The sequence below is a fragment of the Parvibaculum sp. genome (assembly GCF_035325945.1).
Lineage (GTDB): Bacteria > Pseudomonadota > Alphaproteobacteria > Parvibaculales > Parvibaculaceae > Parvibaculum.
Genome location: NZ_DAOKYX010000007.1, coordinates 21,885 through 46,860 on the forward strand (window position 1 = coordinate 21,885; position 24,976 = coordinate 46,860).

The window sequence follows — 24,976 nt, forward strand, 5'->3', positions numbered from 1 at the left end:
CAAGGCGTAGCGCGGCCCGCGCATATTGTTGACTTTCATCAATTCTGATGACACTCATTTATACGCATGAAGCCGCGCCGAATGATGCGCACCCGCCATAAGGGAGTTGTCGATGAGCGTTTCCCTGAAATCCCGTTGGGCTTCGGGCGAGGTTACGCTCGGCGCGTGGTGCATGATCCCCGAGGCTCTGAGCGCCGAGGCGCTCGCCCGGAACGGGTTCGACTGGGTTCTCGTCGATATGCAGCATGGCTGCATGGATTACGAGACGGCGCTCGCCATGATCCGCGCGATTGATCTGACGCCCGCCATCCCCATCGTCCGTGTTCCCTGGAACGATCCCGGCATCATCGGCCGCGTGCTCGACGCAGGCGCTCTCGGCGTCGTCATTCCCATGATCCAGACGGCCGAGGATGCGCGCAGGGCCGTCGAGGCGTGCCTCTACCCGCCGGCCGGCCGTCGCAGTTTCGGTCCCGTTCGCGTCGGAATGCGGGACGGCCCCCGCTACTTCGCCGAAGCCAATGGCCGCGTGGCCGTCATCCCCATGATCGAGACGGCGGAGGCGCTGGCTTCCGTCGAGGAGATCGCGAGCGTGCCCGGCGTAGACGCGCTTTTCGTCGGCCCCTTCGATCTTTCCGTCGCGCTCGGGTTGCCGCCCGGCGACAATGACGGGCAACCCGCCTTCGACGAGGCAATCGCAAGAGTTTCGGCCGCCGCCCGGAACGCAGGCGTCGCCACGGCCGTCCTTTCGAACGCCAGGATCGCGCCGCTGCGCATCTCCCAGGGCTTTCAGATGATCTCCGTGACCACGGACATTGCAGCCTTGACCGCCGCCACGCGCGCCGATCTCGACGCGGTTCGTATCAAAAAATAGGGTGGCTCATGCTCGGACAATCAATCCGCACAAAGATCGTTGACGATCTTCTCGGCGCCTATGAGAGCCGGAAGCCCATCGCGTTACCGACCGCGACCTATCCCGGCATGGACATCGAGGATGCGTACCGCATTCAGGAAGAATTCGTGCGCCGCAGGCTCGCCGCCGGCCGCCGCATCAAGGGCTACAAGGTCGGCCTGACATCGAAGCCCATGCAGGAAATGGCCGGTTCGAGCGAACCTGATTTCAGCGCCATCACCGACGATCTCTTCCTGCCGGAAGGCGACAGCTATCCGATGTCGCGTTTCTTCACGCCGATGATCGAGATCGAAATCGCCTTCGTGATGAAACATGCCCTCAAGGGACCGGGCGTTCTTCCGGTCGATGTCATCCGCGCGACGGATTTCATACTTCCCGCCATCGAACTCGTGGATATGCGGGTCGCGCGCGCCCCCGGCCTCAACATTATCGACAGCGTCGCCGACCTCGCCTTTTGTGGCGCCGTCGTGCTCGGCGCCAATCCGAGGCCGCTCGATGCCATCGACGTGCGGCGCGTGAACGGCTCGATCATCCGCAACGGCAAGACGGAACTGACGGGGGAGGCTTCGGCCGTCCTCGGCAATCCTGTCACGTCGGTCGCCTGGCTCGCAAACAAGCTCGGCGAGTTCGGCGTCACTTTCGAACCCGGCCATGTGATCCTGACGGGCTCGTTCGTGCGGGCGCTCCCCGTGCAGGCTGGAGACGACATCGTCTGCCGCTTCGATCAGGGGCTTGGCGACGTCGAGGTGAGCTTCGTCTGACGCGCGGGAGGCGGGATGTTCCGCGCGACCCGCTCCTTCAGAGCTTCGTCTCTATCCAGTCAAGCATGAGCGCGGCGGCGTGGTCGCGATGCGCAGCGCTGTCCTCGAAGTAATGAGCGCCGGGAACGAATTCGATCCTCTTGTCGGCTGAAGCGACGGCATCGAAGATCGCTCGCGCATCGCTCGGGAAAACGCCCATATCGCCCATGCTCTGGACCACGAGCGCCGGAATCTCGAGCCTGGCGAGCTGCTCCGTTCCCTGACATTTCGATGTTTCGAGGCTCCACATGGAAAGCCAGGTGCGGATCGTATTAGCGCGCCCGATGACCAGCGGGTTGCGATTGGCGATGGTGGGCAGGCCGGCATAGCAGCCGGGGCATGGCCGGTCCGACGGGTCGAGTGTGGGGTCCATGAAACGCAGATCCGCCCAGACGCGGAAGAGCGGGAAGACGCGATCCGGAATGCCCGCCGCATTGAGGCGCTTCAGCTCCGCCTTGGCCCAGTCGGTGATGCGCTGATTGCGGGCGCGCTGCGCTGCCCGGTAGCGGCGGACGAATTCGGCCGAATAAGGCGGGCCGTTTTCCGGGTTGAAGGGATCGAGCGACGGGTCGGTCGCGGTCGGGTCGCTTTCATCGACGGCCGATGCGTCCATCCAGTCGGTCAGAACCTCGGGCCGTCCTTTATGTGCATTGAGCGAGATATAGAGATCGCCCTGCCCCAGATTTTCGAGCGCCCTTCGCGTCGGCTCATTGGCGCCTGCGACGAGCGTCGGCTGCGACGCTTCCGCCTGATAGGCGGCCATCAGCGATCCGCCGCCCGAATTGCCGAGCAGCACGACCATCTCGACGCCCGCCTTCTCGCGGAGCCATCTGACGCCTTCCCCGATGTCGATCAGCGCATGCTCGAGGATGAACTGATCCTCGGCGCCGCGATAGCGCGTGTTCCAGCCGAGAAAGCCGATGCCCCGCGCGGCAAAGAGCGGGGCGAGGTAGTGCTCGCTGAAATCGACATTGTAATGCGTGGCGATGGCGGCGACGCGCGGCCGCTCGCCACGCCTCGTCCAGTAGAGGCCCTGGCAGGGATGCGTTCCATGCCGGGCGCGCGGCGCCGTCGGCGACGTCAGGCCGACGAAGCGGCACTCGATATCCGAAAAGCTCTCCGACGCCGCCATGCCCCCCTCCCCAGATGGTCAGGGATGCGATTGTGGCCGATCAGATTGCAGCCGTCACCTGCACTTCGGCTTTCCACTCCGGCTTCACCAGCGGCGACTGCACGCAGGCGCGGGCCGGCGGATTGGCCGGGTCGATCCAGGCGTCCCAGACCTCGTTGAAGGCGGCAAAGTCGTTCATGTCGGCAAGCCAGATCTGCACGAAGAGGAGCTTGGACTTGTCCGTCCCCGCCTCCGCGAGAAGGGCATCGATCTGTCCCAAAATCTGCTCCGCCTGCCCGCGAATGGGCTGCGAGGCGTCTTCCGCCACCTGTCCTGCGAGATAGACGCGATCGCCATGCACCACGGCTTCGCTCAGCCGCTTGCCGACGCCAATCCGCCTGATCGTCATCTTCCGTTTCTCCCTGTCCGGCTCCATGCCAAGAGGCGGATTTGATAGCAGCGCGGAACGGGCGCCCGCAAACGAAAAGGCGACCCCGAAGGATCGCCTTTCGCGACAACAGACGAATGCTGCCGTGTCTCTTTACGCTCCGTACCAGCCGGATCGTGGAAGCGGGATCAGATGGCTTCCTTGAGATCCTTGGCAACGCGGAAGGCGACCTTCTTCGACGCCTTGATCTTGATCTGCTCACCGGTGGCCGGGTTGCGCCCCATGCGGGCAGCGCGCTTCTTGACCTGAAGGATGCCGAGACCCGTGAGACGGACCTTGTTGCCCTTCTTCAGGTTCTTCACGGTGATACCGACGAAGTCCTCGAACAAGGCAGCCGCCGCCTTCTTCGTGAGGCCGTGCTTCTCGGCGAGCTCCGCGATGATCTTCGACATCGGAATGGTGACTTGGGCTGCGGTTTTGGCTGCGGGTTTTGTGGCCATGATTCGTGATTCGTCCTTAGGTGGAACCTGACGTTATCTTTCACAAGTTTTGGAAAAACACCAAGAGTTTGCTGCGCCCCAAGGCTTATTTGGCCCGCCCTGTCGATTTTATGCACAGATTTTCGACCGCATGAGACGAAAATGCCCGTCACCATTGGACATTCCGCCCCCTCGTCCCTACCTTTCACGGCATATCGAAACTCGTAAAGCGCCAGTCACATGAGCCTCAAAGCAGCGATTCTCCCGGTCACTCCCTTCCAGCAGAACTGCACGCTGCTCTGGAACGACGAGACAATGCGCGGCGCGGTCAGCGATCCGGGCGGCGATCTCGACCGGATCATGCAGGCGGTGGAGGAGCTGGGCGTGACGCTCGAAAAGATCCTCCTCACCCATGGCCATCTCGATCACGCGGCCGCGGCGGGCGATCTCGCCAAGCGGCTCGGCATACCGATCGAAGGGCCGCACCGGGACGATCTCTTTCTCATCGAGGCGCTGCCCGAGCAGGCGCAGAAATACGGGTTTCCCTCCTGCGGCGCCTTCGTGCCCGACCGCTGGCTCGAGGATGGCGATACGGTCGAAGTGGCGGGGCTGACATTCCTCGTCCGCCATTGCCCCGGCCACACGCCCGGCCATGTCGTCTTCTTCAATGAAGCGGCGCGGCTCGCCATTGTCGGCGACGTGCTGTTTCAGGGCTCGATCGGACGCACGGATTTTCCGCGTGGAGATCATCAGGCGCTCATCTCGTCCATTCGCGGCAGGCTCTGGCCGCTTGGCGACGATGTGACCTTCGTGCCGGGCCACGGGCCGCTTTCGACATTCGGCGCCGAGCGGCGCGGCAATCCCTTTGTGGCGGACGAGCTTTTCGCCTGAGCACTGATCTTCGGGAGGCTCCATTGAGCATGGGCGAACTCGACCGGATCGAGGCGCTGCTTCGGATCATGGCGCGGCTGCGCGATCCCGATGGCGGATGCCCCTGGGATCTCGAACAGAATTTCTCGACCATCGCGCCCTACACCATCGAGGAAGCCTTCGAGGTGGCCGACGCCATAGAGCGCGGCGACATGGCCGATCTGCGCGAGGAGCTTGGCGACCTGCTGCTTCAGGTCGTCTTTCACGCCCAGATGGCGAGTGAAGCGGGCCTCTTCGGCTTTCCCGATGTCGTGCGCGCGATTTGCGAGAAGATGATCCGTCGTCACCCGCATGTCTTCGGCGATGAGGAATCGCGGTCTGCCGGCATGGTCAAGGGTCGCTGGGACGAGATCAAGGCCGAGGAGCGGGCCGCCAAGGGCAACGCCACCCAGATAAGCATTCTCGACGATGTGCCGCTCGCGCTCCCAGCGCTTGCCCGCGCCGTGAAGCTGCAGGCGCGCGCTGCCCGCGTCGGCTTCGACTGGCCAAGTACGGCCGAGGTCATCGACAAGCTCAACGAGGAAATGCTCGAACTTTCCGAGGAACTGGTAAAGGGCGGCGAGCATGACCGGATCGAGGACGAGCTCGGCGATCTGCTTTTCGTCTATGCGAATCTCGCCCGCCACCTCAAGGTCGATCCGGAGGCGGCGCTGCGGCGCGCCAACGCCAAGTTCCGCCGCCGCTTTTCACGCATAGAAGAAAAACTCTCGGCCAGAGGCTCGACGCCCGAGCAATCGACATTGGAAGAGATGGACGCGCTCTGGAACGAGGCGAAGCGCGAGGAGCGCGGCGAGACGGGTTAGAGCCACCGCTTGATCGGCTCGAAACCAATATACCAGCTTCTTGATTTGTCGCGTTTCCGAACCGCCAAAGCGATTTCGCGCTTGATTGAAACGCTCTAGGCGCGCCTGATCTCTTCGGCGATGCGCTCCCAGCTCGCCGCGTCGCGGGCAACGAGATGGGGGCCAGCAAGCAGACGCGGCATGTAGTCGTCACCATTGCCGAGATCGCGGATGACGCCGCCCGCTTCGCGCAGGATCAGCGATCCTGGCACATGATCCCAGGGCATCATGCGGTGATAGGTCACGAAGTCCTTGAGGCCGCGCGCGACCGATGTGTAATCCACCGCCGAGCATTGATCGTTGGCGATGCGGCCGACACGCCCGGCGAAAGTCTCGATGCGGCGGCGCCACTCGTCAGGCATGAAGCGCACATTGAATGCGCCTGTGACGTCGGCCAGCGAGGCCGCTGAAGTGCCGGCGCTGATGCGCTCGGTCGCGCCGCCGGAACGCCACCATGCGCCGCCGCCGCGCTCCGCCATGGCAAGGCCACCGCTCGCCGGCAGGTAGATCCAGGCGCGCAGCGTTTCGCCCCCCTTCACCAGCGCGACCATGATGCCGAATGCCTCATCACCGGCGATGAAATTTGCCGTGCCGTCTACGGGGTCGAGCGTCCAGACCGGCGCATCGCCCTCGATGAGCGTCATGCGGCGAGGATCGGCGGCGCAGGCTTCCTCGCCCAGCACATGCGACCCGGGAAGCAGCGCCTCGAGGCGCGGCGTCAGCCAGAATTCCGCCTCGCGGTCGGCGATGGTGACGAAATCGCCCTTCGACTTTTCCTCGATCTCGCCTTCGCGCAGCATGCGGAAGCGCGGCATGATTTCGCGCGCCGCCGCCTCGGCCATCAGCGCCGCCACATCTTCGGAAAGGTCGGCCATTTTCTATTCCGCTGCCTTCGCCAGCTGCGCGACCACGCGCCCCTTGAGGGCGGGAAAGCGCTTCTCGAAACGACCCGCCGCCGCAGCCGGCAGGTTCACGTCGAGCGTCGTCGATCCGTCGTCGCCCGTCTCTCTCTTGCGAACCTGCCCGTTTTCATAGAGCCATGCAATGACGTCGCCTTCATCGGGGCGGAGCGTGGCGTGGATAAGGATACCCCTGTCCACGACGAGACGGTCGATGAGCGAAAGCAATTCATCGACGCCCTCGCCCGTCAGCGCCGAAACGGCAACGGAGAGCGGATTGCGCGCCGCCGCGTTCATCACCGCGTCATGGCTCTCGTCGGGCAGCAGGTCGATCTTGTTCAGGATCTCGACGATGGGGCGTTGCGGCTCCGTCGCCTTTTCGCCCGCAAGACCGAGCGATGCGAGGACGGCTTCGACATCCGCCTTCTGGATGTCGGTTTCCTCATGCGAGGCGTCGCGCACATGAAGAATGACCTCCGCCTCCAGCACCTCCTCCAGAGTGGCGCGGAAGGCCGCCACCAGATGCGTCGGCAGGTCCGAAATGAAGCCCACAGTGTCCGACAATATGATCTTGCGGCCGCTCGGGAGCGAGACGGCGCGCATGGTCGGATCGAGGGTTGCGAACAGCAGGTTCTCGGCGAAGACGCCGGCCTCTGTCAGCCGGTTGAAGAGCGTCGATTTGCCGGCGTTTGTGTAGCCCACCAGCGCGACCACGGGATAGGGCACCTCGCGGCGCGTCTTGCGGTGCAGTTCGCGCGTACGCTTCACCGTTTCGAGCTGGCGCTCGATCTTGGTGATCCGCTCCTGAATGACGCGCCGGTCGGCCTCGATCTGCGTTTCGCCGGGGCCGCCCAGAAAGCCGAAGCCGCCGCGCTGGCGTTCGAGATGGGTCCAGCTACGAACGAGCCTGCTCTTCTGATAGTTGAGATGGGCAAGCTCGACCTGCAGCGCGCCTTCCCTCGTATGCGCCCGCTCGCCGAAGATTTCGAGAATGAGGCCCGTCCGGTCGAGAATCTTGAGATTCCAGGCCTTTTCCAGATTGCGCTGCTGAACTGGGCTCAGATGTCCGTCGATGATGACGAGTTCGACTTCGAGTTCGGCAAGGAGGCCCTTCAGCTCCTCCACCTTGCCATCGCCGATGAGCGTCGCCGGGCGCGGCTCCGCGACCACGGCGACCTGCTGGCCCACGACATTGAGATTGATGGCGCCTGAGAGCCCGACCGCTTCCTCCATGCGCGCCGACTGGGAGCGATAGGGCTTGCCACGCCGGCGCGCGTCCTGCTCGGCTGTCTTCAGCCAGGGCACGAGCACGAAGGCGCGCGTCGGTTCCTTGGGGTTCACCTGGAACGTCGGCTTTGCGGAACGGCGTTGTGCGCGGCGGCTGTCCTCGCCGCCGCCATCGTGCTGATCACTCAAGAAACGGTCTCAAGCCTCCTCCCCGTTTCCCGGTTCAAAAAGCTGAACGGGTTGTGCGGGCATGATCGTTGATATGGCGTGCTTGTAGACCAATTGCGAGTGGCCATCCCGACGCAACAGTACACAAAAATTATCGAACCAGGTCACGACGCCCTGAAGCTTGACGCCGTTGACGAGGAAAATGGTCAGTGTCGTCTTGTTCTTGCGAACATGGTTCAGGAAAGTGTCCTGCAAGTTATGTGTCTTCTCACTCATGGGTAAGCCCCATTTGTCAAATTTGATCGGATCGGCCCGACCGCCCGGCCGATCCAGATGGATTGTCCCCGCCCCGGACGCGGACGAAGGAGACGGTCCTCATACAATCTGTTCTTTTTTCTTCATGCTGCAAGTGCGAAATCTCATTCCGGAGAGGTTATCCGCACTATTTTCGCCGAGCTTCTATGTTGAAGCCTGTTCAGGTCAGTTTTCCGTATGTCAGATAGGCGTCCCGGAGGCGCATGGTGAGCGAGCCAGGCGCGCCATTGCCGATCGCCGCATCGTCGATCCTGACCACCGGAATGATGATCGCCGACGATGCGCTGATGAAAGCCTCGCGCGCCGCCCTCGCCTCATCCGCCGTGAAGGGGCGCTCGACCACCTCCACGCCTTCCTGCCGCGCCGTTTCGAGCAGCACATGGCGCGTGACGCCGCTCAGGATTTCCCGGCCCGCGGGCCGGGTCACGAGGCGGCCCTGCTGATCGACGATCCATGCGTTGGTCGATGAGCCTTCGGTCACATATCCATCCGCATCCAGCAGCCACGCTTCATAGGCGCCGGCCTCGCGCGCGGCCTGCTTGGCGAGAATGTTCGGAAGAAGCGCTATCGATTTTATATCCCGCCGCGCCCAGCGCTGATCGGGCATGGTCACGATGGCGACGCCCTTCTCCACGGCGTTCCTGACGCGCGCCTCGTTGATCCTCTTGGCGGTCACGACAAGCGCGGGCTTCACGCCCGCGGGCGGAAACGGATGGTCGCGTGGCGCAACGCCCCGCGTCACCTGGAAATAGACAAGGCCGTTCAGGATGCGATTGCGGCGCACCACCTCGCGCAGCACATGGCGCAGCGATGCGAGCGGCATGGGCAGACCGATGCGGCTTTCATCGAGCGAGCGCCGGAGCCGTGCGAGATGCAATTCCTCGTCCATGAACCGGCCGTCGCGTATGCCGCAAACCTCATAGACGCCATCGGCGAACTGATAGCCGCGATCCTCGATATGCACGCCCGCCTCCGCATGGCGGACATAGCGGCCATTCACATAGGCAATGCGGGACAAGCGGGCCTCCCGGAGTTCATGTCACAGAGGCATGTCGGGCCGGCCGCCCGTGGCGACGCCCAGCGATTTCAATTTGCGGTGAAGGGCCGAGCGCTCCATGCCGATGAAGGCGGCCGTGCGCGAGATATTGCCGCCGAACCGGCTGATCTGCGCCACGAGATATTCGCGCTCGAAAGTCTCGCGCGCCTCGCGCAGCGGCAGCGCCATGATGTGCTCGCCGCCCGAACCGTTGACCGTGATCTGCGCCGACGAGCCGACTTCCGCCGGAAGCATGTCCGCGGTGACGACGGCCGTGGGATCGCCCGAGGTCAGGATCAGCAGCCGCTCCACATTGTTGCGAAGCTGGCGCACATTGCCGGGCCAGTCATGGGCCTGAAGGGCCGCCATCGCATCTTCCGAGATGCGCCGTGGCGGCAGTCCCGTCGCCTTGGAAATCTGCGACATGAAATATTCCACGAGAGAGGGAATGTCCTCGCGGCGGGTGGAAAGCGGCGGCACCTGGATCGGCACGACATTGAGCCGGTGAAACAGATCCTCGCGAAAGCGGCCTTTGGAGATTTCATCGGTCAGGTCGCGGCTCGACGACGAAACGACGCGCACATCGACCTTGACGCGAGGACCGCCGCCCACGCGCTCGAAGGTCTGATCGACCAGCACGCGCAGGATCTTGCTCTGCGTCTCGATCGGCATTTCGGCGACCTCGTCGAGAAAGAGCGTGCCGCCATGCGCCTGCTCGAAGACGCCGACCTTGCGCGGCCCGTTGGACGAGACTTCGGTTCCGAAAAGCTCGATCTCCATGCGTTCGGGCGCCATGCTCGCCGCATTGATCGCGATGAAGGGGTTTTCCGCACGGCGCGATCGCGCGTGAAGGAGCCGCGCCACAACCTCCTTGCCCGAGCCCGAAGGGCCGGAAATGAGAACGCGGCTTCCCGTGGGCGCCACCTTCTCGATCGTCTGGCGCACATGCGCGATGGCCGGCGAGGAACCGATCAGCGCCATGTCGTCGCCGATGCGCGTGCGCAGATCGTCGTTCTCGCGCCGCAGCCTGTAGGCCTCGATGGCGCGGCGGACGATGAGGATCAGGCGGTCGGCCTTGAAGGGCTTTTCAATGAAGTCATAGGCCCCCTTCTTGATCGCCGAGACCGCCGTCTCGACATTGCCATGGCCGCTTATGATGACGACGGGCAGGTCGGGATAGCGCTCATGCACCACATCGAGCAGTTCCAGACCGTCGAGGCGGCTCCCTTGCAACCAGATATCGAGCACGACGAGGCCAGGGCGCCGCGCCTCGATCACGGCGAGCGCGCTGTCGCTGTCACCAGCGACGCGCGTGTCATAGCCCTCATCGTTCAGAATCCCCGCAACCAGCTCACGGATATCGGCTTCGTCGTCGACAATCAGAATGTCAGATGCCATTCATCGCCTCGTCTATCTTGCTCGTCTCAGTCTGCTGCGCCTCGTCGGTGCCTTCGCGCATGCGCGGAAAGATCAGCTTCACGCGCGCCCCGCTCTCCCATCCTTCCGAGGCCGGCGCGTCCTCGAGGATGAGCGTGCCTCCATGGTCTTCCATGACCTTGTTCACGATGGCGAGCCCGAGGCCCGTGCCCTTTGTGCGCGTGGTGATATAGGGCTCGGTCAGGCGGGTGCGGTCGGTCTTCGGCAGGCCGCAGCCTGAATCCGTGACCACGATCGCAACAGTTGACGGCGTTTCTTCAAGCGCCACCTGAATGCGTCCGATCATGCCTCCGGCGCCGCTCTCCTCCTCGTCCTCGTACTGCGCGCGAGCCTCGTGCTGGCCGCGAATGGCCTCGGCGGCGTTCTTAAGGATGTTGGTCAGGGCCTGGCTCACCAGCCTGCCGTCACATTCGACCAGAACCGGCTCGGCGGGCATGTCACTCGCATAGTCGATATCGGGATGGGCCACGCGCTGAAGGAACACGCCCTGCCGCACGATCTCGTTGATCTCGACCTGCTTGATGACGGCGGTGGGCATGCGCGCGAATGACGAGAACTCGTCGACCATGCGCCCGATATCGTTCACCTGGCGGATGATCGTGTCGGTGCATTGATTGAAGACTTCGGGATCCGTCAGAATCTCCTTGCCGTACTTTCGCCGCAGGCGTTCGGCCGAGAGCTGGATCGGCGTCAGCGGGTTCTTGATCTCATGCGCGATGCGCCGGGCGACATCCGCCCAGGCGGAGGTGCGCTGCGCCCGCACGAGTTCGGTGATGTCGTCGAAGGTGAGCACAAAGCCGCCGAGGCCCGAATCCCGGACCTCGCTCGTCACCCGGATACTCAATGTGCGCTCCTGCCCGTCGCGCATGATGACGCTCTGGCTCTGGGCGCGGCGGTCGGGGTGGTTCTGCGCCTCGTGCACGACCTCGGCCATTTCCGGAATGGCGACGAAGATGTCGTGGCCGACCAGTTCGCTTTCGCTCTTGCCGAAGAAGCGCAGCGCCGCGCGGTTGGCGTGATTAATGTGCCCTTCATTGTCGAGGCCGATGACGCCCGCGCTGACGCCCGAAAGCACCGCTTCCGTGAACTGGCGACGAAGATCGAGCTGATGGTTCGCGGCGACCAGCTCGTTGCGCTGGCTTTCGAGCTGGTTCGTCATGCGGTTGAACGCATTGCTCAGAACGTCGAGTTCGTCGCCCGTCTCTCCCGGTTCGACGCGCACGCCGAGATCGCCGATGCTGATCCGCTCGGATGCCTGAACGAGCTTGCTGATGGGATCGACGATGCGGTTCGCCGCCCAGAGGCCGAGCCAGATCGCCGCAAGCAATGTGACGAGCGCGACGGCGACATAGATGAGGGCAAAGGTCACCTGAAAGGTGATGCGGCGCTGTTCGAGGCTGCGATACTCGTCCGCGGCCTCGCGCGTCTGCGCGAGGTGCTGGAGGACCCGGGCATCGACGAAGCGGCCGACATAGAGATAGGTGTCCTCGATGGCGCCGAGCTTCACCAGCGCCCTGATCTGGTTATGGGCCTGAACGGTCCAGAGCACCGCCTCGCCCTTCTGGGCCTGCGTGAATTGTTCGGCCGTGGGAAGCCCCATATCGGGCGCGACGCTCGCCGTCACCTTGGCGAGGATGCGCCCTTCCGAATTGATGAGATAGGCCGCCGGCAGCGAGCGCAGCGCGGCCTGGGTCGCCACGAGCTGCTGGAAACGCTCTGGGCTCGTCGCGAGGTAGGGGGCCGCCCGGTCGAGGTCGGTCGCCATGGCGAGCACATCGCCCCGCAGGACGTGGTGGTGTTCATCGAGATAGGCCTCGGCGACCGTCTGGGCGTTCGAGATGATGATCTGCGTGCGCTGGCCGAACCAGAAGTCGAGGCCGCGATTGAGCGTCACGGCGGCAAAGACGGCCACGATGATCGCCGGCATGACGGCCACGACAGCGAACATGGCGATGAGGCGCGCATGGAGCTTCGCGCCTGCCACCCCGCTCACCCGGGCGATGATGATGCGCACCACGCGCCAGCCGATCAGCGCGAACAGGACCAGAACGACGGCCAGATTGCCGATGAGCAGCGTGATGACGAGCCCGCGCGTCGGCGCCAGAGGCGTCAGCCCGGTCAGGATCATATAGGTGAAGGAGCCGAGGAAGATCGCCGCCATCACGAGGCCGATCGCGAGAGTCCCCGAGAATCCACGGCGGGAAAACAGTCCCCACAGATGGCTGTCCCAGCTCGCCCTCTCCATTCGGTCGCTCGTTGCCATGCCCTCGTCCTGGCGACGGGCGGGAGGGGATGGCGATCCGCCTCCCGACGCCGCTGCCGTTGTCGCTATGTGCCCAATGCGCCACGCAGGCGCGGCGGGACCGCCATTCTGGCTTGAGGGGCGCGGCCAATCAACAACAATGTTGCCGCATTACATCACCTTCGCGGCCTCTATTTGATGCCGCGGATCACCTGAACATCGAGGTCTTTCAACTTCTTGCGCAGCGTGTTGCGGTTGATGCCGAGCAGGTGAGCCGCCTTGATCTGGTTGCCGCGCGTTGCGGCCAGCGCCATCCCGAAGAGCGGCCTTTCGACCTCCCGCAGGATGTTGTCATAGAGGCCGGGGGGCGGCAGGCCGTCGCCATGGGCCGCGAAGAGGCGTGTGAGCGAACGCTCGACCGCTACGGAAAGTGGCTCGTCGGCTGGCGCCTGCTCCAGCGTGTTCTTGAATTCCGGCTCGGCGAGTTCGCCCGTGAGAATGGAGGCGCCGATCGTTTCCTCCGTATAAAGCGCGGCGAGGCGCCGAACGAGATTTTCAAGCTCGCGCACATTGCCCGGCCAGCGGTAGCGCTTCAGCAGCTCCATGCCCTCGCTGTCGATGGTCTTGGGCGGCAGGCCTTCCTGTTCGGCCTGCGCGAGGAAGTGGCGCACGAGGTCGGGAATGTCCTCCGTCCGCTCATGAAGCGGCGGCAGGCGGATCGGAACCACGTTGAGGCGATAGAAAAGGTCCTCGCGAAAGAGGCCGAGATTGATGAGCTGCCGGAGGTCGCGATTGGTGGCGGCAACGATGCGGACATCGGTCTTGATGGGTGTCCGCCCGCCGACCGTCGTGTATTCGCCCTGCTGGAGAACGCGCAGAAGCCGCGTCTGCGCCTCCATGGGCATGTCGCCGATCTCGTCGAGGAAAAGAGTGCCGCCCTCCGCCTGCTCGAAGCGGCCGGTCGCGCGCTGGCTCGCGCCGGTGAAGGCGCCCTTCTCATGCCCGAAAAGTTCGCTCTCGATCAGCTCGCGCGGGATGGCGGCCATGTTGATCGCGACGAAGGGCCCGTTGCGCCGCTTGCCATAGTCGTGAAGGGCGCGGGCGACGAGCTCCTTGCCGGTGCCGCTTTCGCCCGAGATCATCACCGTCAGGTCCGTCTGCATCAGCCGCGCCAGCACGCGGTAGATGTCCTGCATCGCCGGCGAGCGGCCGATAAGGGGGATATTCTCGTCCTCATGCGCCGCCGGAAGCGGCAATGCCCCCTCGCGCGGCGCCTTCATGGCGCGATCGACGACGCGGATCAGCTCGTTCAGATCGAAGGGCTTGGGGAGATATTCATAGGCGCCCCGCTCGGCGGCGGTGATCGCCGTCTTGAGCGTGTTCTGCGCGCTCATGACGATGATCGGAATCTTGGGCCGCAGCCGCTTGATGCGGGGAATGAGATCGAAGGCGTTTTCGTCCGGCATGACCACATCGGTGATGATGAGGTCGCCATCGCCCTGGCTCACCCAGCGCCAGAGGGTCGCGGCGTTGCTCGTCGCGCGCACATCGTAGCCGGCACGCCCGAGCGCCTGGTTGAGCACGGTGCGGATGGCGGCATCGTCATCGGCCAGAAGGATCGTTCCGCTTGGCATTGGCTCCTCTTACTCGGGCTCGCCGGTGTGCATCGGCAACAGAACGCGCAGCACCGTCCGGTGCGGCTGGCTCTCGCACTCCACGATGCCGCCATGGTCGCCGATGATCTTGGCCACCAGCGCGAGGCCGAGGCCCGTGCCGCTGGATTTCGTCGTCACGAACGGATCGAAGAGATGCGGAAGCAGGTCCTCGGGCACGCCCGGCCCGTCGTCGATGACGCAGATTTCGAGCGGCAGGCTCACCCTGTCGCGGCTGCCGGGCATGGAAAGGCGGACGCCGGGCCTGTAGGCCGTGGTCAGCACGATTTCGCCATCGGACGTGGTGGCTTCAGCGGCGTTCTTCACAAGATTGAGGAAGACCTGAATGAGCTGGTCCTTGTCGCCCAGAACGGGCGGAAGCGAGGGGTCGTATTCCTCGACGATCCTGATGCCCCTCGCAAAGCCGGTCTGCGCGAGCTGCTTCACATGGCCGAGCACGAGATGGATGTTCACCGGCTCGCGCGGGACGGGGCGCTCGTCGGAGAAGACCTCCATGCGATCGACCAGCTTGCAGATGCGGTCCGTCTCGTCGCAGATGAGCCGCGTCAGCGTCCGGTCCTCGGCGGGGGCGGACAGTTCGAGAAGCTGCGCCGCGCCGCGAATGCCGGAGAGCGGGTTCTTGATCTCATGCGCGAGGATCGCCGCCATGCCGGTCACGGAGCGGGCGGCGCTTCTATGGGTCAACTGCCGGTCCATCTTGTGCGCCATGGTGCGGAGCTGGAGGATCAGCAACACATGGTCGGGATATTCGCTGACAGGCGTCACCTGAATATCGACGGCGCGGTCGCCGCCGCGCGGCGTGCCCACCTCGATGCCGTATTCGTTGACGGATGCGCCATCCTCCAGCACCTGCTGGATGAGCGAGAGAACCGGACTCCCGAAGGCGACGAAATCGCTGAGCCGGTGGCGGAGCAGAACGGCGGCGCTTGCGGCAAAGAACTGCTCGGCGCTGTCGTTCACATAGCCGATCCGCAAATCGCGATCGATCATGATGACGGGATGGGGAAGCGCGTCGAGGATGGCTGCCGCCTCCGGCTTTCTTGCGATCTGCACGGAGCCTGCGGCGCTTGCCATCATGCGGCCTCTCTGGCGGTTGCTTCGGACCTCGCGTCGGCCACGTCGTAGAAGCGGGTAACGACCGCCAGCACCTCCTCCGGGTCGCTCAGGCGGACGAGCGCGTTCTTCGCCGCCATCGCCTCTTCGGACAGGAAGCAGGCGGCGTGCTCCAGATACCAGACGAGATGCTTGCGGGCGACGCGCACGCCGAGTGCGACGCCATAATGCTCGATCATGCTGCGATAGTGGCTGGTGACGATGCGCTTCTGTTCGTCCCATGACGGATCAGCAAGGCGCTCGCCGGTCTGGAGGAAATGGGCGACCTGCGCGAGAAACCAGGGGCGGCCCTGCGCGCCGCGCCCGATCATCACGCCATCCGCGCCCGATGCATCGAGGATGGCGCGCGCGTCTTCTAGGCTCGTCACATCGCCATTGGCGATGACGGGAATGGAGACCGCCTCCTTCACCCGGGCGATGAAACCCCAGTCGGCGCGGCCCTTGTAGAACTGGCAGCGCGTGCGCCCATGGATCGTCACCATGCTGATGCCGGCCTCCTCGGCGCGGCGCGCAAGCTCGGGCGCGTTGCGGGTCCCCTCGTCCCAGCCCGTCCGCATCTTGAGCGTGACCGGCACGGAAACGGCGGCAATCGTCGCCTCGATCAGGCTCAGCGCATGATCGAGATTGCGCATGAGCGCGGAACCGGAAAGGCCGGAGGTCACGGTCTTCGCCGGGCAGCCCATATTGATGTCGATGATGTCCGCGCCTGCCGCTTCGGCAATGCGGGCGCCCTCGCCCATCCAGCGCGCCTCGCGCCCGGCAAGCTGGATCGTCAGCGGCTCGACCTCGCCCGCGCCGGCGGCGCGACGCACGACATCGGGGCGCGCCCTCACAAGCTCGTCGCTCGCGACCATCTCCGAAACCACGAGCCCCGCGCCCAATTCATGAGCAATCCGGCGAAACGGCAGATCCGTGATCCCGGCCATCGGCGCAAGAAGCACGTTGGTTCTGAGGCTGTGTGGGCCGATAGCTATGGACAAAATTTAGGCACTTTCAGGCGGTGCTCAATCGTTGGTCAGTTTAGTCGCATGCTTTATAAGCCGCAAGACGCTTAATTCCGCTTTCCGTAACGAGCCTGCTCATGCAAAACCAAGCCATGACCGTCGTGGCACTCATCGTTGCGGCTGGCCGGGGCACACGCGCCGGGCCTGGCGCGCCCAAACAGTACCGCCAGCTTGCAGGCGAGCCCGTGCTGCGGCGGACGCTGCGGGCCTTCTGCCTCCATCCCGAAATCGACCTCGTCATGGCGGTGATCCATCCCGATGACCGGGAAGCCTATGAGGCCGCCTCGGCGGGTCTTCCGCGGCTCGCGCCAGCTTGCGAAGGCGGGCCGACGCGGCAGGCCTCGGTGCTGCGCGGGCTCGAGGCGCTCGCCGCTCACAAGCCCGGCCGGGTCCTCATCCATGACGGCGCAAGGCCACTGGTGACGCCGGATATCATCTCGCGGAGCATCGCGGCGCTCGATCGCCACAAGGGCGCCCTCGTCGCCGTGCCGGTAACGGATACGATCCGCCGCGTATCCGGCGGCATGGCGGGCGAGACCGTTCCCCGCGACGGGCTCTGGCGCGCGCAGACGCCGCAATCCTTTCATTTCGATGCGATACTCGATGCGCACCGCAAGGCGGCAGGCGGAGAACTGACCGACGATGTCGCCGTGGCGGCTGCGGCAGGCATAGCGGTCGCGACGATCGAGGGGGATGAAACCAACATGAAGATCACGAGCGCGGAGGATCTCGCGCGCGCCGAGCGCCTTCTCGCTGCTGGCCGCGAAAGCCGGACAGGCTCCGGCTTCGACGTTCACCGCTTCGGCCCCGGCGATCACGTCATGCTCTGCGGCGTGCGCGTTCCGCATACACATGGGCTGATCGGTCATTCGGATGCCGATGCCGGTCTTCATGCGCTGACCGACGCCATTCTCGGCGCGCTTGGCAATGGCGACATCGGGCGGCACTTTCCGCCGAGCGATCCGCAATGGAAAGGCGCATCCTCCGACCGCTTTCTCGCTCACGCCGCCCGCCTCGCGGATGAGGCAGGCGCGCGGATCGTGCATGTCGATATGACACTCATCTGCGAGCGGCCGAAGATCGGCCCCCATGCCGATGCCATGCGCGCGCGCATCTCCGGCATCCTCGGGATCGACCTGTCCCGCGTGAGCGTCAAAGCCACGACCACCGAAGGGCTCGGCTTCACGGGACGCGGCGAGGGGCTTGCGGCGCAGGCTCTCGCCACACTGAGCTTCGGCTGACGGGAGTTGCAGCCGATGGGTTTCCTCACTCCCCTTCCCGGTTCCCTCCGCATCAGCGATCCGGCTGCACTTGCCGCAACCTGGTTCGGCGCAGGGCTTCTGCCCAGGGCGCCGGGCACATGGGGCTCGCTCGCGGCGCTGCCGCCCGGCCTCGCCCTCGCCTGGCTCGGCGGGCCATGGGCGCTCGTCGCGGGCGCGGGCATCGCCTTCGCGCTCGGTCTTTGGGCTGCCGCCCTCTATGCGGCCGCGGCGGCGAAGGACGACCCTTCCGAAGTCGTCATCGACGAGGTCGCGGCGCTGTGGCTGGTGCTGGCGATATTGCCGGTCACGCCCATAGCATGGCTTGCCGGCTTTCTTCTCTTCCGCTTCTTCGATGTCATTAAGCCGTGGCCCGTGAGCCTTGCCGACCGCAGGCTCAAGGGCGGGCTCGGCATCATGGCCGATGATATGGTCGCCGCCGCTTACGCGATCCTCGTCATCCTTATCTGCCGCAACTTCACCGAGGTCCTGTGATGTCGCTCTTTCCCCGTCCGCTCCTGCAGCGCGCAGAACTCCTCCTCGGCGATTGCCGGGACGCGAAGCTCAAGATCGCGACGGCGGAATCCTGCACGGGCGGCCTCATCGCCGCGCTGCTCACCGAAATTCCGGGTTCGTCCGATGTGGTGGAGCGCGGCTTCGTGGTCTATTCCAACGAGGCCAAGCGCGATGCGCTCGGCGTGCCCGGCGATCTCATCGCCGATTTCGGCGCGGTGAGCGAGCAGGTGGCGCGCTCCATGGCCGAAGGCGCGCTCAACAATTCCCGCGCGCAGATTTCCGTTTCGGTCACCGGCGTTGCGGGCCCCGGCGGCGGAACGGCGATGAAACCCGTCGGGCTCGTGCATTTCGGCGCGGCGCGGCGCGGCCGCAACATCATTCACGAGGTGCAGCGCTTCGGCGACATCGGGCGGGAAGAAATCCGCCTCAAAAGCGTCGAGGTCGCTCTCGATCTTCTGCGGCGGATGATCTGACGGCTCAGCCTGCTTGCGTGCGGTCTTCCGTTTCCGGCAGAGGCGCAGCCGCCGCCAGCGCAGGCGCGGGCTTGCCGTAAACTGCATCGGCGCGGTCGATGAAAGCCTGCATCATCCGCGCGAAAGCCTTGCCGAAGACGCCGTTCATCAGCTTTTGCAGGGTCGCGCTTCGGAACTCGAAGTCGATGAAGAAGTGGATGCGCGTGCCGCCTTCCGGCAAGGGCTCGAAATTCCACTTGTTCGCCAGGTGACGAAACGGCCCCTGCACATAATGGACATCGACCGTCCGGTTCGCCCGGTCGAGAACCACACGGCTCGTGAACTGCTCGCGAAAGACCTTGTAGGAAACGATGAGGTCGGCGATCAGAACTTCGTTCTGGCCGTCCGCCTCGCGGCGGCGGATGCGCGCCCCGGCGCACCAGGGCAGGAACTCGGGATAAAGCTCGACGCCCGCAACAAGCGCGAACATCTCATCCGCGGCGTAGGGAACATCCTGCGTCTGGTGAGTGGCGGGCATGTCTAACCTTGAGCGTGGAGTGCATTGCGGGCGGCGCGCAGCCGCGCGAAGTCCGCATCGGCATGATAGGACGAGCGCGTCAGCGGGCTCGCGGAGACGAGCAGGAAGCCCTTCGCGCGCGCAATTCCCTCATACGCCTTGAATTCGTCCGGCGTGACGAAGCGCTCGACGGCGGCGTGCTTCCGCGTTGGTTGCAGATATTGCCCGATCGTCAGGAAATCGACATTGGCCGAGCGCATGTCGTCCATGACCTGCAGCACTTCCTCGCGCGCCTCGCCAAGGCCGACCATGAGGCCCGATTTGGTGAAGATCGTGGGGTCGATCTCCTTCACGCGCTGGAGAAGGCGCATCGAATGGAAATAGCGCGCACCCGGACGAATATTGAGATAGAGCCGGGGCACGGTTTCCAGATTGTGATTGAAGACGTCGGGCTTCGCCGCTACGACCTTTTCGAGCGCGCCTTCCTTGCGCAGGAAATCCGGCGTCAGGATTTCGATCGTTGTTGCGGGCGAGCGGCGCCGGATCGCGCCTATCACATCGACGAAATGCTGGGCGCCGCCATCCTCGAGATCGTCGCGATCGACCGATGTAATGACGACATGCTGAAGGCCGAGCTTCTCGACGGCATTGGCGACATTTTCGGGCTCATGCGGATCGAGCGCGCCGGGAAGTCCCGTCTTCACATTGCAGAAGGCGCAGGCGCGCGTGCATGTATCGCCCATGATCATCATGGTGGCGTGCTTCTTCGACCAGCACTCGCCGATATTGGGGCAGCCCGCCTCTTCGCAGACGGTGACGAGATGGTTTTCGCGGACGATGCGCTTCGTTTCCGTATAGACGGGCGAAGTCGGCGCCTTGACGCGGATCCACTCCGGCTTGCGCAGCACGGCCGTGTCGGGGCGGTGCGCCTTTTCAGGGTGTCTCGGACGCGGATTTGCGGAGGCGGCGCCGCCTCCGTTCAGATTGTCGATGATCGTGGCCATGGGTTCGCCGCCATGTTCAGGGGTGTCGGGGTTCGCATGCTCGGGCCATCCCCTGCCCTCGTGCTCAACATGGATAGAGGGTATTGGCGATTCAAGCAAATCGCCCGTGAATCCGGATTCAGTTCATGGGGAGTGCCGAGGGCGCGCCTAGTCCGGCTCGGCCATGTCGAACATGCCGCCCAGCATCTGGTGGCCGCCGCTATCGGTCCGCAGGGGCAGATAGCTGGCCTCGAACTGGGCGTGATCGACGTCAGTCCCCTTCATCCGGCCGCGCAGGAAAGCGGGCTTGCCTCCGGCGAAGACGCGATGGTGAAAGGCGATCTGGTCGGCGGCCATGGCCTTGCCGTAGCATTCCGTGAAGCGGTGGCCTGTATAGGTCCGGCTGAAGCGGTGCTCGTTTTCACTGCCGACGAGGCGATAGACGAGATCCCTGCCATCGTCGACCGGCTCAACAAGGAAGACGCCGCCCAGAATCTTCCGGAAATCGAGAGGATTGATCGCGCTGCGTAGGACCATGCCGTCAGGACCCATCTTGCCCAGCCAATAGTTGAGCAGGATCCTGTTCTTGGGATGAATAGGGCTTTCCGCCTCGATTACTTCGTAATCGACCTCTTCAGGCGTCAGCTTCAGGTCCAGCCTTTTGAGCATATCGTCCCTCCGTACCTCAATATTGGGACAAGCTCGTTAATCAATCGCTAGCGCTCAGTTAAAAGTCAGACCGAGCCGGACAAACTGGCTGTCGGGCGCTTCGATCTCCCGCAAGGCCTGGCGGAGTTTTTCGGTGTATTCCGCCTCCAGCGCCGTTCCGGCAAGGTTGCGCTCTTCCGCGGGATCGTCGTCGAGATCGTAGAGATGATTGCCCCGGAAGCGGGACGCGGCCCAGAACGGCAGCCTGTCGCCCGCCTGCCAGTCCTGACGGATGACGGGCACCCTGCTTCCTGGCATGCGGTCAAGAAAGGCGCGTTCGTCCGGCAGCGGCAATTCCTGTTCGCGCGTCAGGACATGCGTCGGCATGGTCGACCAGCGATTGGAGAGCATGGTGAGAGGCGCATTGGCGGCGATGGGTGCCCGCGCATACTTGAAGCGCCGGTCGATTAGATGCACTTCGCGGCCCCAGACGCCGGTCAGCAGCCAGTCGCGGATTTCGCTCTTCTCGCCCCGAAGCAGCGGCAGCAGCGAGCGCCCATGCGTGCGCTGGCGAACCTCGACGCCGAAAAGCTCCGCCAGCGTCGCGAAGAGATCGACGCTCGTCGTCAGCGCATCGCATGTGCCGGGAGTGACGCCCGGACATGCGATCAGCAGCGGAATATGGCCGAGCGGCTGATAGACCGGCACGCCGGGCTTTCCCCAGATGTCCTTCTCGCCGAGATAGTGGCCATGATCCGTACAGAGAATGACGATGGTATCATCCGCAAGGTTGTTGCGATCGATCGCATCGAGGACGCGGCCGAACCAGCGGTCGATCATGGTGAGCTTGCCGCCATAGCTCGCGCGGATCTGGCGCGCCTGCCGCTCGCTCAGGACGCCCTTTGCCAGCGCGCCTTGCATATAGGGCGGCCAGATGAGGTGCGGTCCCTCCCAATCGGGATCGTACATCGAGGCATAGGGCTCGGGCGTGTCGAAGGGTTCATGCGGATCGAATTCGTCGACGAAGAGGAGAAAGCGATCATGATGGCCCGCATTTTCGTCTAGCCAGCGTGCCGCCGCCGCCATGGTGCGCGGGCCGGGAAAATCGGCCTCGCCACGAAAATAGCCGCGTGAATCGTCATAGGGCATATGCGGGCGGAAACCGTCTGGCGTGCCGACCCAGCTCGGATCGGGCCGTGTCTTCCACGGATCACCCTCATGGCCGCGCTGATAGTCCCAGGCTGTGAAGTCGACGTGATAGTTCTCGCCGCCCGTCTCGAAGAGGTGCGGGTGATCGGAGATAAGCTGGGTGACGACGCCCGCCTTGCGCAGCTCATAGGTGATGGCGTCTTCCCAGATTTCGATGGAGCCCCACGGCTTCCACAGGAAGTCGAGAGCGCCGCAGAGAATGTCGTGCCGCGCGGGCATGCAGGGCAGCGAGCCCGTGTAGTGGCGCGTGAAGCGCATCGCGCGGGAAGCAAAGCGGTCGAGATTTGGGGTCTGGAACTCGCCGCCGCCATAGGCGCCGACCATATGGCGGTTCAGGCTGTCGAGCAGAATGACGATGGCGTTCTTCGGCAGGCCGTGGCGCGTGGGCTCTTCATCCATCAATGAGATACCTCGTCGCGGTCATTGCGCCGCTTCGTCGCCCAGATATTGAGCGACTCGACGCCGATGGAGAAAGCCACCGCGAAGTAGAGATAGGCCTTCGGAATATGGAAATGCAGCGCGTCGGCGACGAGTGACACGCCGATGAGGATGAGGAAGCTCAGCGCCAGCATCTTCACGGTGGGGTGTTCTTCGATGAAGCGCGCGAGAGGCTCGGCGGCGAAGACCATGACGCCGACGGCGGCGAGAACGGCAAAGGCCATGATCTCGAAATGATCGGACATGCCGACGGCGGTCATCACCGTGTCGAGCGAGAAGATGATGTCGATGAGCCCGATCTGGGTGACGACGGACCAGAGCCCCGGAACCTTGGCGTCGATCTCATGCGCGCGCTCGTCGCCTCCTTCCACGGCGTGATGGATTTCGAGCGTCGCCTTTGCGATCAGGAAAAGTCCGCCGACGAAGAGAATGATGTCGCGCCACGATATTCCGAACCCCTTATAGGTGACGATGGGTTCCTTGAGCGTGACGATCCACGCGATGGAGGCGAGAAGCGCGAGCCGCGTCATCAGCGCGGCGCCGAGGCCCAGCCGCCGTCCAAGCCTCTGCTTCTCCCGTGGCAGGCGCGAAGCGAGGATGGAGAGGAATATCAGGTTGTCTACGCCGAGAACGATCTCGAGGACCGTGAGCGTAAGAAGGCTCGCCCAATTTTCCGGACTGGAAAATATTTCAAACATGATGCGCTTTAGATGTGGAGCGCGCGACCGAAGGCGTCAAGCACAGACTCATGCATCATTTCACTTAAGGTGGGATGAGGGAAGATGCTCTGCATAAGGTCGGCTTCGGTCGACTCGAGGGTCCGGGCGACCGTGTAGCCCTGGATAAGCTCCGTCACCTCGGCACCTATCATGTGAGCGCCCAGCAATTCGCCCGTATGCGAATCGAAAACGGTCTTGACGAAGCCTTCCGGCTCCCCGAGCGCAATCGCCTTGCCATTGCCGCGGAAGGGAAAGCGGCCGACCCTGATCTCGCGACCACCCTCCTTCGCCTGCTCTTCGGTGAGGCCCACGCTGGCAATCTGGGGCATGGAATAGGTGCAGCCCGGAATCTTGGACCTGTCGAGCGGATGGAGCCCCTTCTGGCCCGCGATGTGTTCGACCGCCAGCACGCCTTCATGCATCGCCTTGTGGGCGAGCCACGGCGCGCCGACGAGATCGCCTATGGCATAGATGCCCTTCACGCCTGTTTCGAGCCACTCATTGACGACGACATGCCCCTTCTCCACCTTCACCCCCGCTTCCGCGAGGCCGAGATCCTCGACATTCCCCGTGATGCCGACGGCCGAGATGACGCGCTCGACGGTCAGCTTCTCCGTTTTCCCGTCCTTGAGGGCGATGGTCGCGGTCACGCTGTCGGCGGCCCTGTCGAGTTTTTCGACCTTTGCCGAGGTCAGGATCTTCATGCCCTGCTTGCGGAAAGCCTTGGCGGCGAAGTCCGAGATTTCCTCATCCTCGACGGGCAGGATGCGGTCCAAGACCTCGACCACCGTCCCCCCCACGCCGAGGGCGGGGTAAAAGCTCGCAAATTCTATCCCAAGGGCGCCCGAGCCGATGACGAGAAGCGATTTCGGCATGGCGGGCGGCACCATGGCTTCGCGATAGGTCCAGACGAGCTTGCCGTCCGGCTCGATGCCGGGCAGCGTGCGCGCCCGCGCGCCCGTGGCAAGGATGATGTCCTTCGCCTGCAGCTCGCGGCGGCCGTTCTTGCCGTCTATCGACACGCGGCCCGCGCCAGCGAGCTTCCCCGTTCCCTCGATGACATCCACCTTGTTCTTCTTCATCAGAAAGCGGACACCATTTGAAAGCTGCGTCGCGACCTTGCGGCTTCGTTTCACGATCGCTTGCGCGTCGTAGCCGATATTCTCCGCCTTCAGACCGAATTCATCGAGCCGTTGCAGGGTCTGATAGATTTCGGCCGAACGCAGCAGCGCCTTGGTCGGTATGCAGCCCCAATTGAGGCAGATGCCGCCCAGCGCCTCGCGCTCGACTATGGCGGTCTTCAGGCCCAACTGTCCCGCGCGCACCGCGGCGACATAGCCGCCGGGGCCGGAGCCGATGATGACGACATCGTAAGCGGTTTCGGCCATCCTTCGCCTCCTCAGAGAAGCATCGAGGGCGGATATTCCACGAACGCCTTGAAGGCTTCGAGGAACCTGGCGCCGAGCGCCCCGTCAATGGCGCGGTGATCGCAGGACATGGTCACGGTCATCATGGTCGCGACCTCGACCTTGCCGTTTCGTACCACCGGCCGTTCCTCGCCCCTGCCCACGGCGATGATCGCCGCCTGCGGCGGGGTGGTGACCGCCCTAAAAAGCTTGATGCCGAACATGCCGCGGATGGGAAACGAGAAACTGCCGCCC

Annotated in this window: 26 protein-coding genes; 7 read left to right on the top strand and 19 right to left on the bottom strand. The window is 64.1% G+C overall.

Going from position 1 to position 24,976, the window contains the following annotated elements; translation table 11 throughout:
* Positions 1 to 112 precede the first annotated feature (112 nt).
* Entirely contained in the window at positions 113 to 871 is a 759-nt protein-coding gene (locus PKA57_RS05655; RefSeq protein ID WP_324298390.1) for an aldolase/citrate lyase family protein, read from the top strand.
* 8 nt (positions 872 to 879) lie between these two features.
* The gene (locus PKA57_RS05660; RefSeq protein WP_324298392.1) at positions 880 to 1,671 is read left to right on the top strand and encodes a fumarylacetoacetate hydrolase family protein; all 792 of its coding nucleotides are present in this window, start codon (positions 880 to 882) and stop codon (positions 1,669 to 1,671) included.
* Positions 1,672 to 1,708: 37 nt separating this feature from the next.
* Here PKA57_RS05660 and PKA57_RS05665 read toward each other — a convergent pair whose 3' ends face one another.
* The 3 genes from PKA57_RS05665 to PKA57_RS05675 all read right to left on the bottom strand — a co-directional run bounded on the left by PKA57_RS05665 (position 1,709) and on the right by PKA57_RS05675 (position 3,709).
* On the bottom strand, positions 1,709 to 2,842 hold the full coding sequence (locus tag PKA57_RS05665; protein ID WP_324298394.1) for a hypothetical protein: 1,134 nt from the start codon (positions 2,840 to 2,842) through the stop codon (positions 1,709 to 1,711).
* A gap of 40 nt (positions 2,843 to 2,882) precedes the next feature.
* Positions 2,883 to 3,230 (bottom strand): RidA family protein, encoded by a 348-nt coding sequence (locus PKA57_RS05670; RefSeq protein ID WP_324298396.1) that lies wholly within the window; start codon positions 3,228 to 3,230, stop codon positions 2,883 to 2,885.
* 167 nt (positions 3,231 to 3,397) lie between these two features.
* The gene (locus PKA57_RS05675) at positions 3,398 to 3,709 is read right to left on the bottom strand and encodes an HU family DNA-binding protein (protein ID WP_324298398.1); all 312 of its coding nucleotides are present in this window, start codon (positions 3,707 to 3,709) and stop codon (positions 3,398 to 3,400) included.
* 219 nt (positions 3,710 to 3,928) lie between these two features.
* On the opposite strand from PKA57_RS05675, the gene PKA57_RS05680 reads away from it, so the two are divergent.
* Together PKA57_RS05680 and mazG are read left to right on the top strand one after the other, a co-directional pair.
* Positions 3,929 to 4,579 (top strand): MBL fold metallo-hydrolase, encoded by a 651-nt coding sequence (locus PKA57_RS05680; RefSeq protein ID WP_324298400.1) that lies wholly within the window; start codon positions 3,929 to 3,931, stop codon positions 4,577 to 4,579.
* Between the two features lie 29 nt (positions 4,580 to 4,608).
* The gene (gene mazG / locus PKA57_RS05685; protein WP_324298563.1) at positions 4,609 to 5,421 is read left to right on the top strand and encodes a nucleoside triphosphate pyrophosphohydrolase; all 813 of its coding nucleotides are present in this window, start codon (positions 4,609 to 4,611) and stop codon (positions 5,419 to 5,421) included.
* A 95-nt stretch (positions 5,422 to 5,516) separates the two neighbouring features.
* On the opposite strand, the gene PKA57_RS05690 is transcribed toward mazG, so the two are convergent.
* The 9 genes from PKA57_RS05690 to dusB form a co-directional block, all read right to left on the bottom strand.
* Positions 5,517 to 6,335, bottom strand: coding sequence for an inositol monophosphatase family protein (locus tag PKA57_RS05690; RefSeq protein ID WP_324298402.1), 819 nt, complete (start codon positions 6,333 to 6,335; stop codon positions 5,517 to 5,519).
* Positions 6,336 to 6,338: 3 nt separating this feature from the next.
* Complete coding sequence (gene hflX, locus PKA57_RS05695) at positions 6,339 to 7,655, bottom strand: GTPase HflX (RefSeq protein WP_324298565.1); 1,317 nt, start codon at positions 7,653 to 7,655, stop codon at positions 6,339 to 6,341.
* Between the two features lie 129 nt (positions 7,656 to 7,784).
* The gene (hfq, locus tag PKA57_RS05700; protein ID WP_324298405.1) at positions 7,785 to 8,030 is read right to left on the bottom strand and encodes an RNA chaperone Hfq; all 246 of its coding nucleotides are present in this window, start codon (positions 8,028 to 8,030) and stop codon (positions 7,785 to 7,787) included.
* A 199-nt stretch (positions 8,031 to 8,229) separates the two neighbouring features.
* A complete protein-coding gene (locus tag PKA57_RS05705) occupies positions 8,230 to 9,087 on the bottom strand; it encodes a D-amino-acid transaminase (RefSeq protein ID WP_324298407.1) in 858 nt (285 codons plus the stop codon).
* A gap of 21 nt (positions 9,088 to 9,108) precedes the next feature.
* Positions 9,109 to 10,503 (bottom strand): sigma-54 dependent transcriptional regulator, encoded by a 1,395-nt coding sequence (locus PKA57_RS05710; RefSeq protein ID WP_324298409.1) that lies wholly within the window; start codon positions 10,501 to 10,503, stop codon positions 9,109 to 9,111.
* Positions 10,493 to 12,805 (bottom strand): PAS domain-containing sensor histidine kinase, encoded by a 2,313-nt coding sequence (locus PKA57_RS05715; RefSeq protein ID WP_324298411.1) that lies wholly within the window; start codon positions 12,803 to 12,805, stop codon positions 10,493 to 10,495. Before PKA57_RS05715 ends, PKA57_RS05710 begins: the two co-directional genes overlap by 11 nt.
* Before the next feature lie 170 nt (positions 12,806 to 12,975).
* On the bottom strand, positions 12,976 to 14,418 hold the full coding sequence (ntrC, locus tag PKA57_RS05720) for a nitrogen regulation protein NR(I) (protein WP_324298413.1): 1,443 nt from the start codon (positions 14,416 to 14,418) through the stop codon (positions 12,976 to 12,978).
* A gap of 9 nt (positions 14,419 to 14,427) precedes the next feature.
* Complete coding sequence (locus tag PKA57_RS05725; RefSeq protein ID WP_324298567.1) at positions 14,428 to 15,531, bottom strand: nitrogen regulation protein NR(II); 1,104 nt, start codon at positions 15,529 to 15,531, stop codon at positions 14,428 to 14,430.
* Entirely contained in the window at positions 15,531 to 16,550 is a 1,020-nt protein-coding gene (gene dusB, locus PKA57_RS05730; RefSeq protein ID WP_324298415.1) for a tRNA dihydrouridine synthase DusB, read from the bottom strand. The genes PKA57_RS05725 and dusB overlap by 1 nt, the downstream gene beginning before the upstream one ends.
* Before the next feature lie 116 nt (positions 16,551 to 16,666).
* Here dusB and PKA57_RS05735 point away from each other — a divergent pair, with 116 nt between their 5' ends.
* Genes PKA57_RS05735 through PKA57_RS05745 form a run of 3 tightly spaced genes read left to right on the top strand, consistent with a single transcriptional unit; the run spans position 16,667 to position 18,822 of the window.
* Positions 16,667 to 17,815: a bifunctional 2-C-methyl-D-erythritol 4-phosphate cytidylyltransferase/2-C-methyl-D-erythritol 2,4-cyclodiphosphate synthase gene (locus PKA57_RS05735; protein ID WP_324298569.1), complete on the top strand. Its 1,149-nt coding sequence runs from the start codon at positions 16,667 to 16,669 to the stop codon at positions 17,813 to 17,815.
* Positions 17,816 to 17,830: 15 nt separating this feature from the next.
* Positions 17,831 to 18,328 carry a phosphatidylglycerophosphatase A gene (locus tag PKA57_RS05740; protein ID WP_324298417.1) on the top strand — a complete coding sequence of 166 codons (498 nt, stop codon included), beginning with the start codon at positions 17,831 to 17,833 and terminating at the stop codon, positions 18,326 to 18,328.
* Positions 18,328 to 18,822 carry a CinA family protein gene (locus PKA57_RS05745; RefSeq protein ID WP_324298419.1) on the top strand — a complete coding sequence of 165 codons (495 nt, stop codon included), beginning with the start codon at positions 18,328 to 18,330 and terminating at the stop codon, positions 18,820 to 18,822. Before PKA57_RS05740 ends, PKA57_RS05745 begins: the two co-directional genes overlap by 1 nt.
* Positions 18,823 to 18,826: 4 nt before the next feature.
* Here the strand turns inward: PKA57_RS05745 and PKA57_RS05750 are convergent, their stop codons facing one another.
* From PKA57_RS05750 to PKA57_RS05780, 7 genes are all read right to left on the bottom strand, one after another.
* Entirely contained in the window at positions 18,827 to 19,339 is a 513-nt protein-coding gene (locus PKA57_RS05750; RefSeq protein WP_324298420.1) for a type II toxin-antitoxin system RatA family toxin, read from the bottom strand.
* Between the two features lie 2 nt (positions 19,340 to 19,341).
* On the bottom strand, positions 19,342 to 20,322 hold the full coding sequence (gene lipA / locus PKA57_RS05755) for a lipoyl synthase (RefSeq protein ID WP_324298422.1): 981 nt from the start codon (positions 20,320 to 20,322) through the stop codon (positions 19,342 to 19,344).
* 147 nt (positions 20,323 to 20,469) lie between these two features.
* Complete coding sequence (locus PKA57_RS05760; protein ID WP_324298424.1) at positions 20,470 to 20,970, bottom strand: PAS domain-containing protein; 501 nt, start codon at positions 20,968 to 20,970, stop codon at positions 20,470 to 20,472.
* A 54-nt stretch (positions 20,971 to 21,024) separates the two neighbouring features.
* A complete protein-coding gene (locus PKA57_RS05765) occupies positions 21,025 to 22,557 on the bottom strand; it encodes a sulfatase (RefSeq protein ID WP_324298426.1) in 1,533 nt (510 codons plus the stop codon).
* A complete protein-coding gene (locus tag PKA57_RS05770) occupies positions 22,557 to 23,294 on the bottom strand; it encodes a TerC family protein (protein WP_324298428.1) in 738 nt (245 codons plus the stop codon). Before PKA57_RS05770 ends, PKA57_RS05765 begins: the two co-directional genes overlap by 1 nt.
* Positions 23,295 to 23,302: 8 nt before the next feature.
* The gene (gene lpdA, locus PKA57_RS05775) at positions 23,303 to 24,703 is read right to left on the bottom strand and encodes a dihydrolipoyl dehydrogenase (RefSeq protein WP_324298429.1); all 1,401 of its coding nucleotides are present in this window, start codon (positions 24,701 to 24,703) and stop codon (positions 23,303 to 23,305) included.
* Positions 24,704 to 24,714: 11 nt separating this feature from the next.
* Positions 24,715 to 24,976: 2-oxo acid dehydrogenase subunit E2 (locus tag PKA57_RS05780; RefSeq protein ID WP_324298431.1), on the bottom strand; the 262-nt coding region annotated here is incomplete at its 5' end.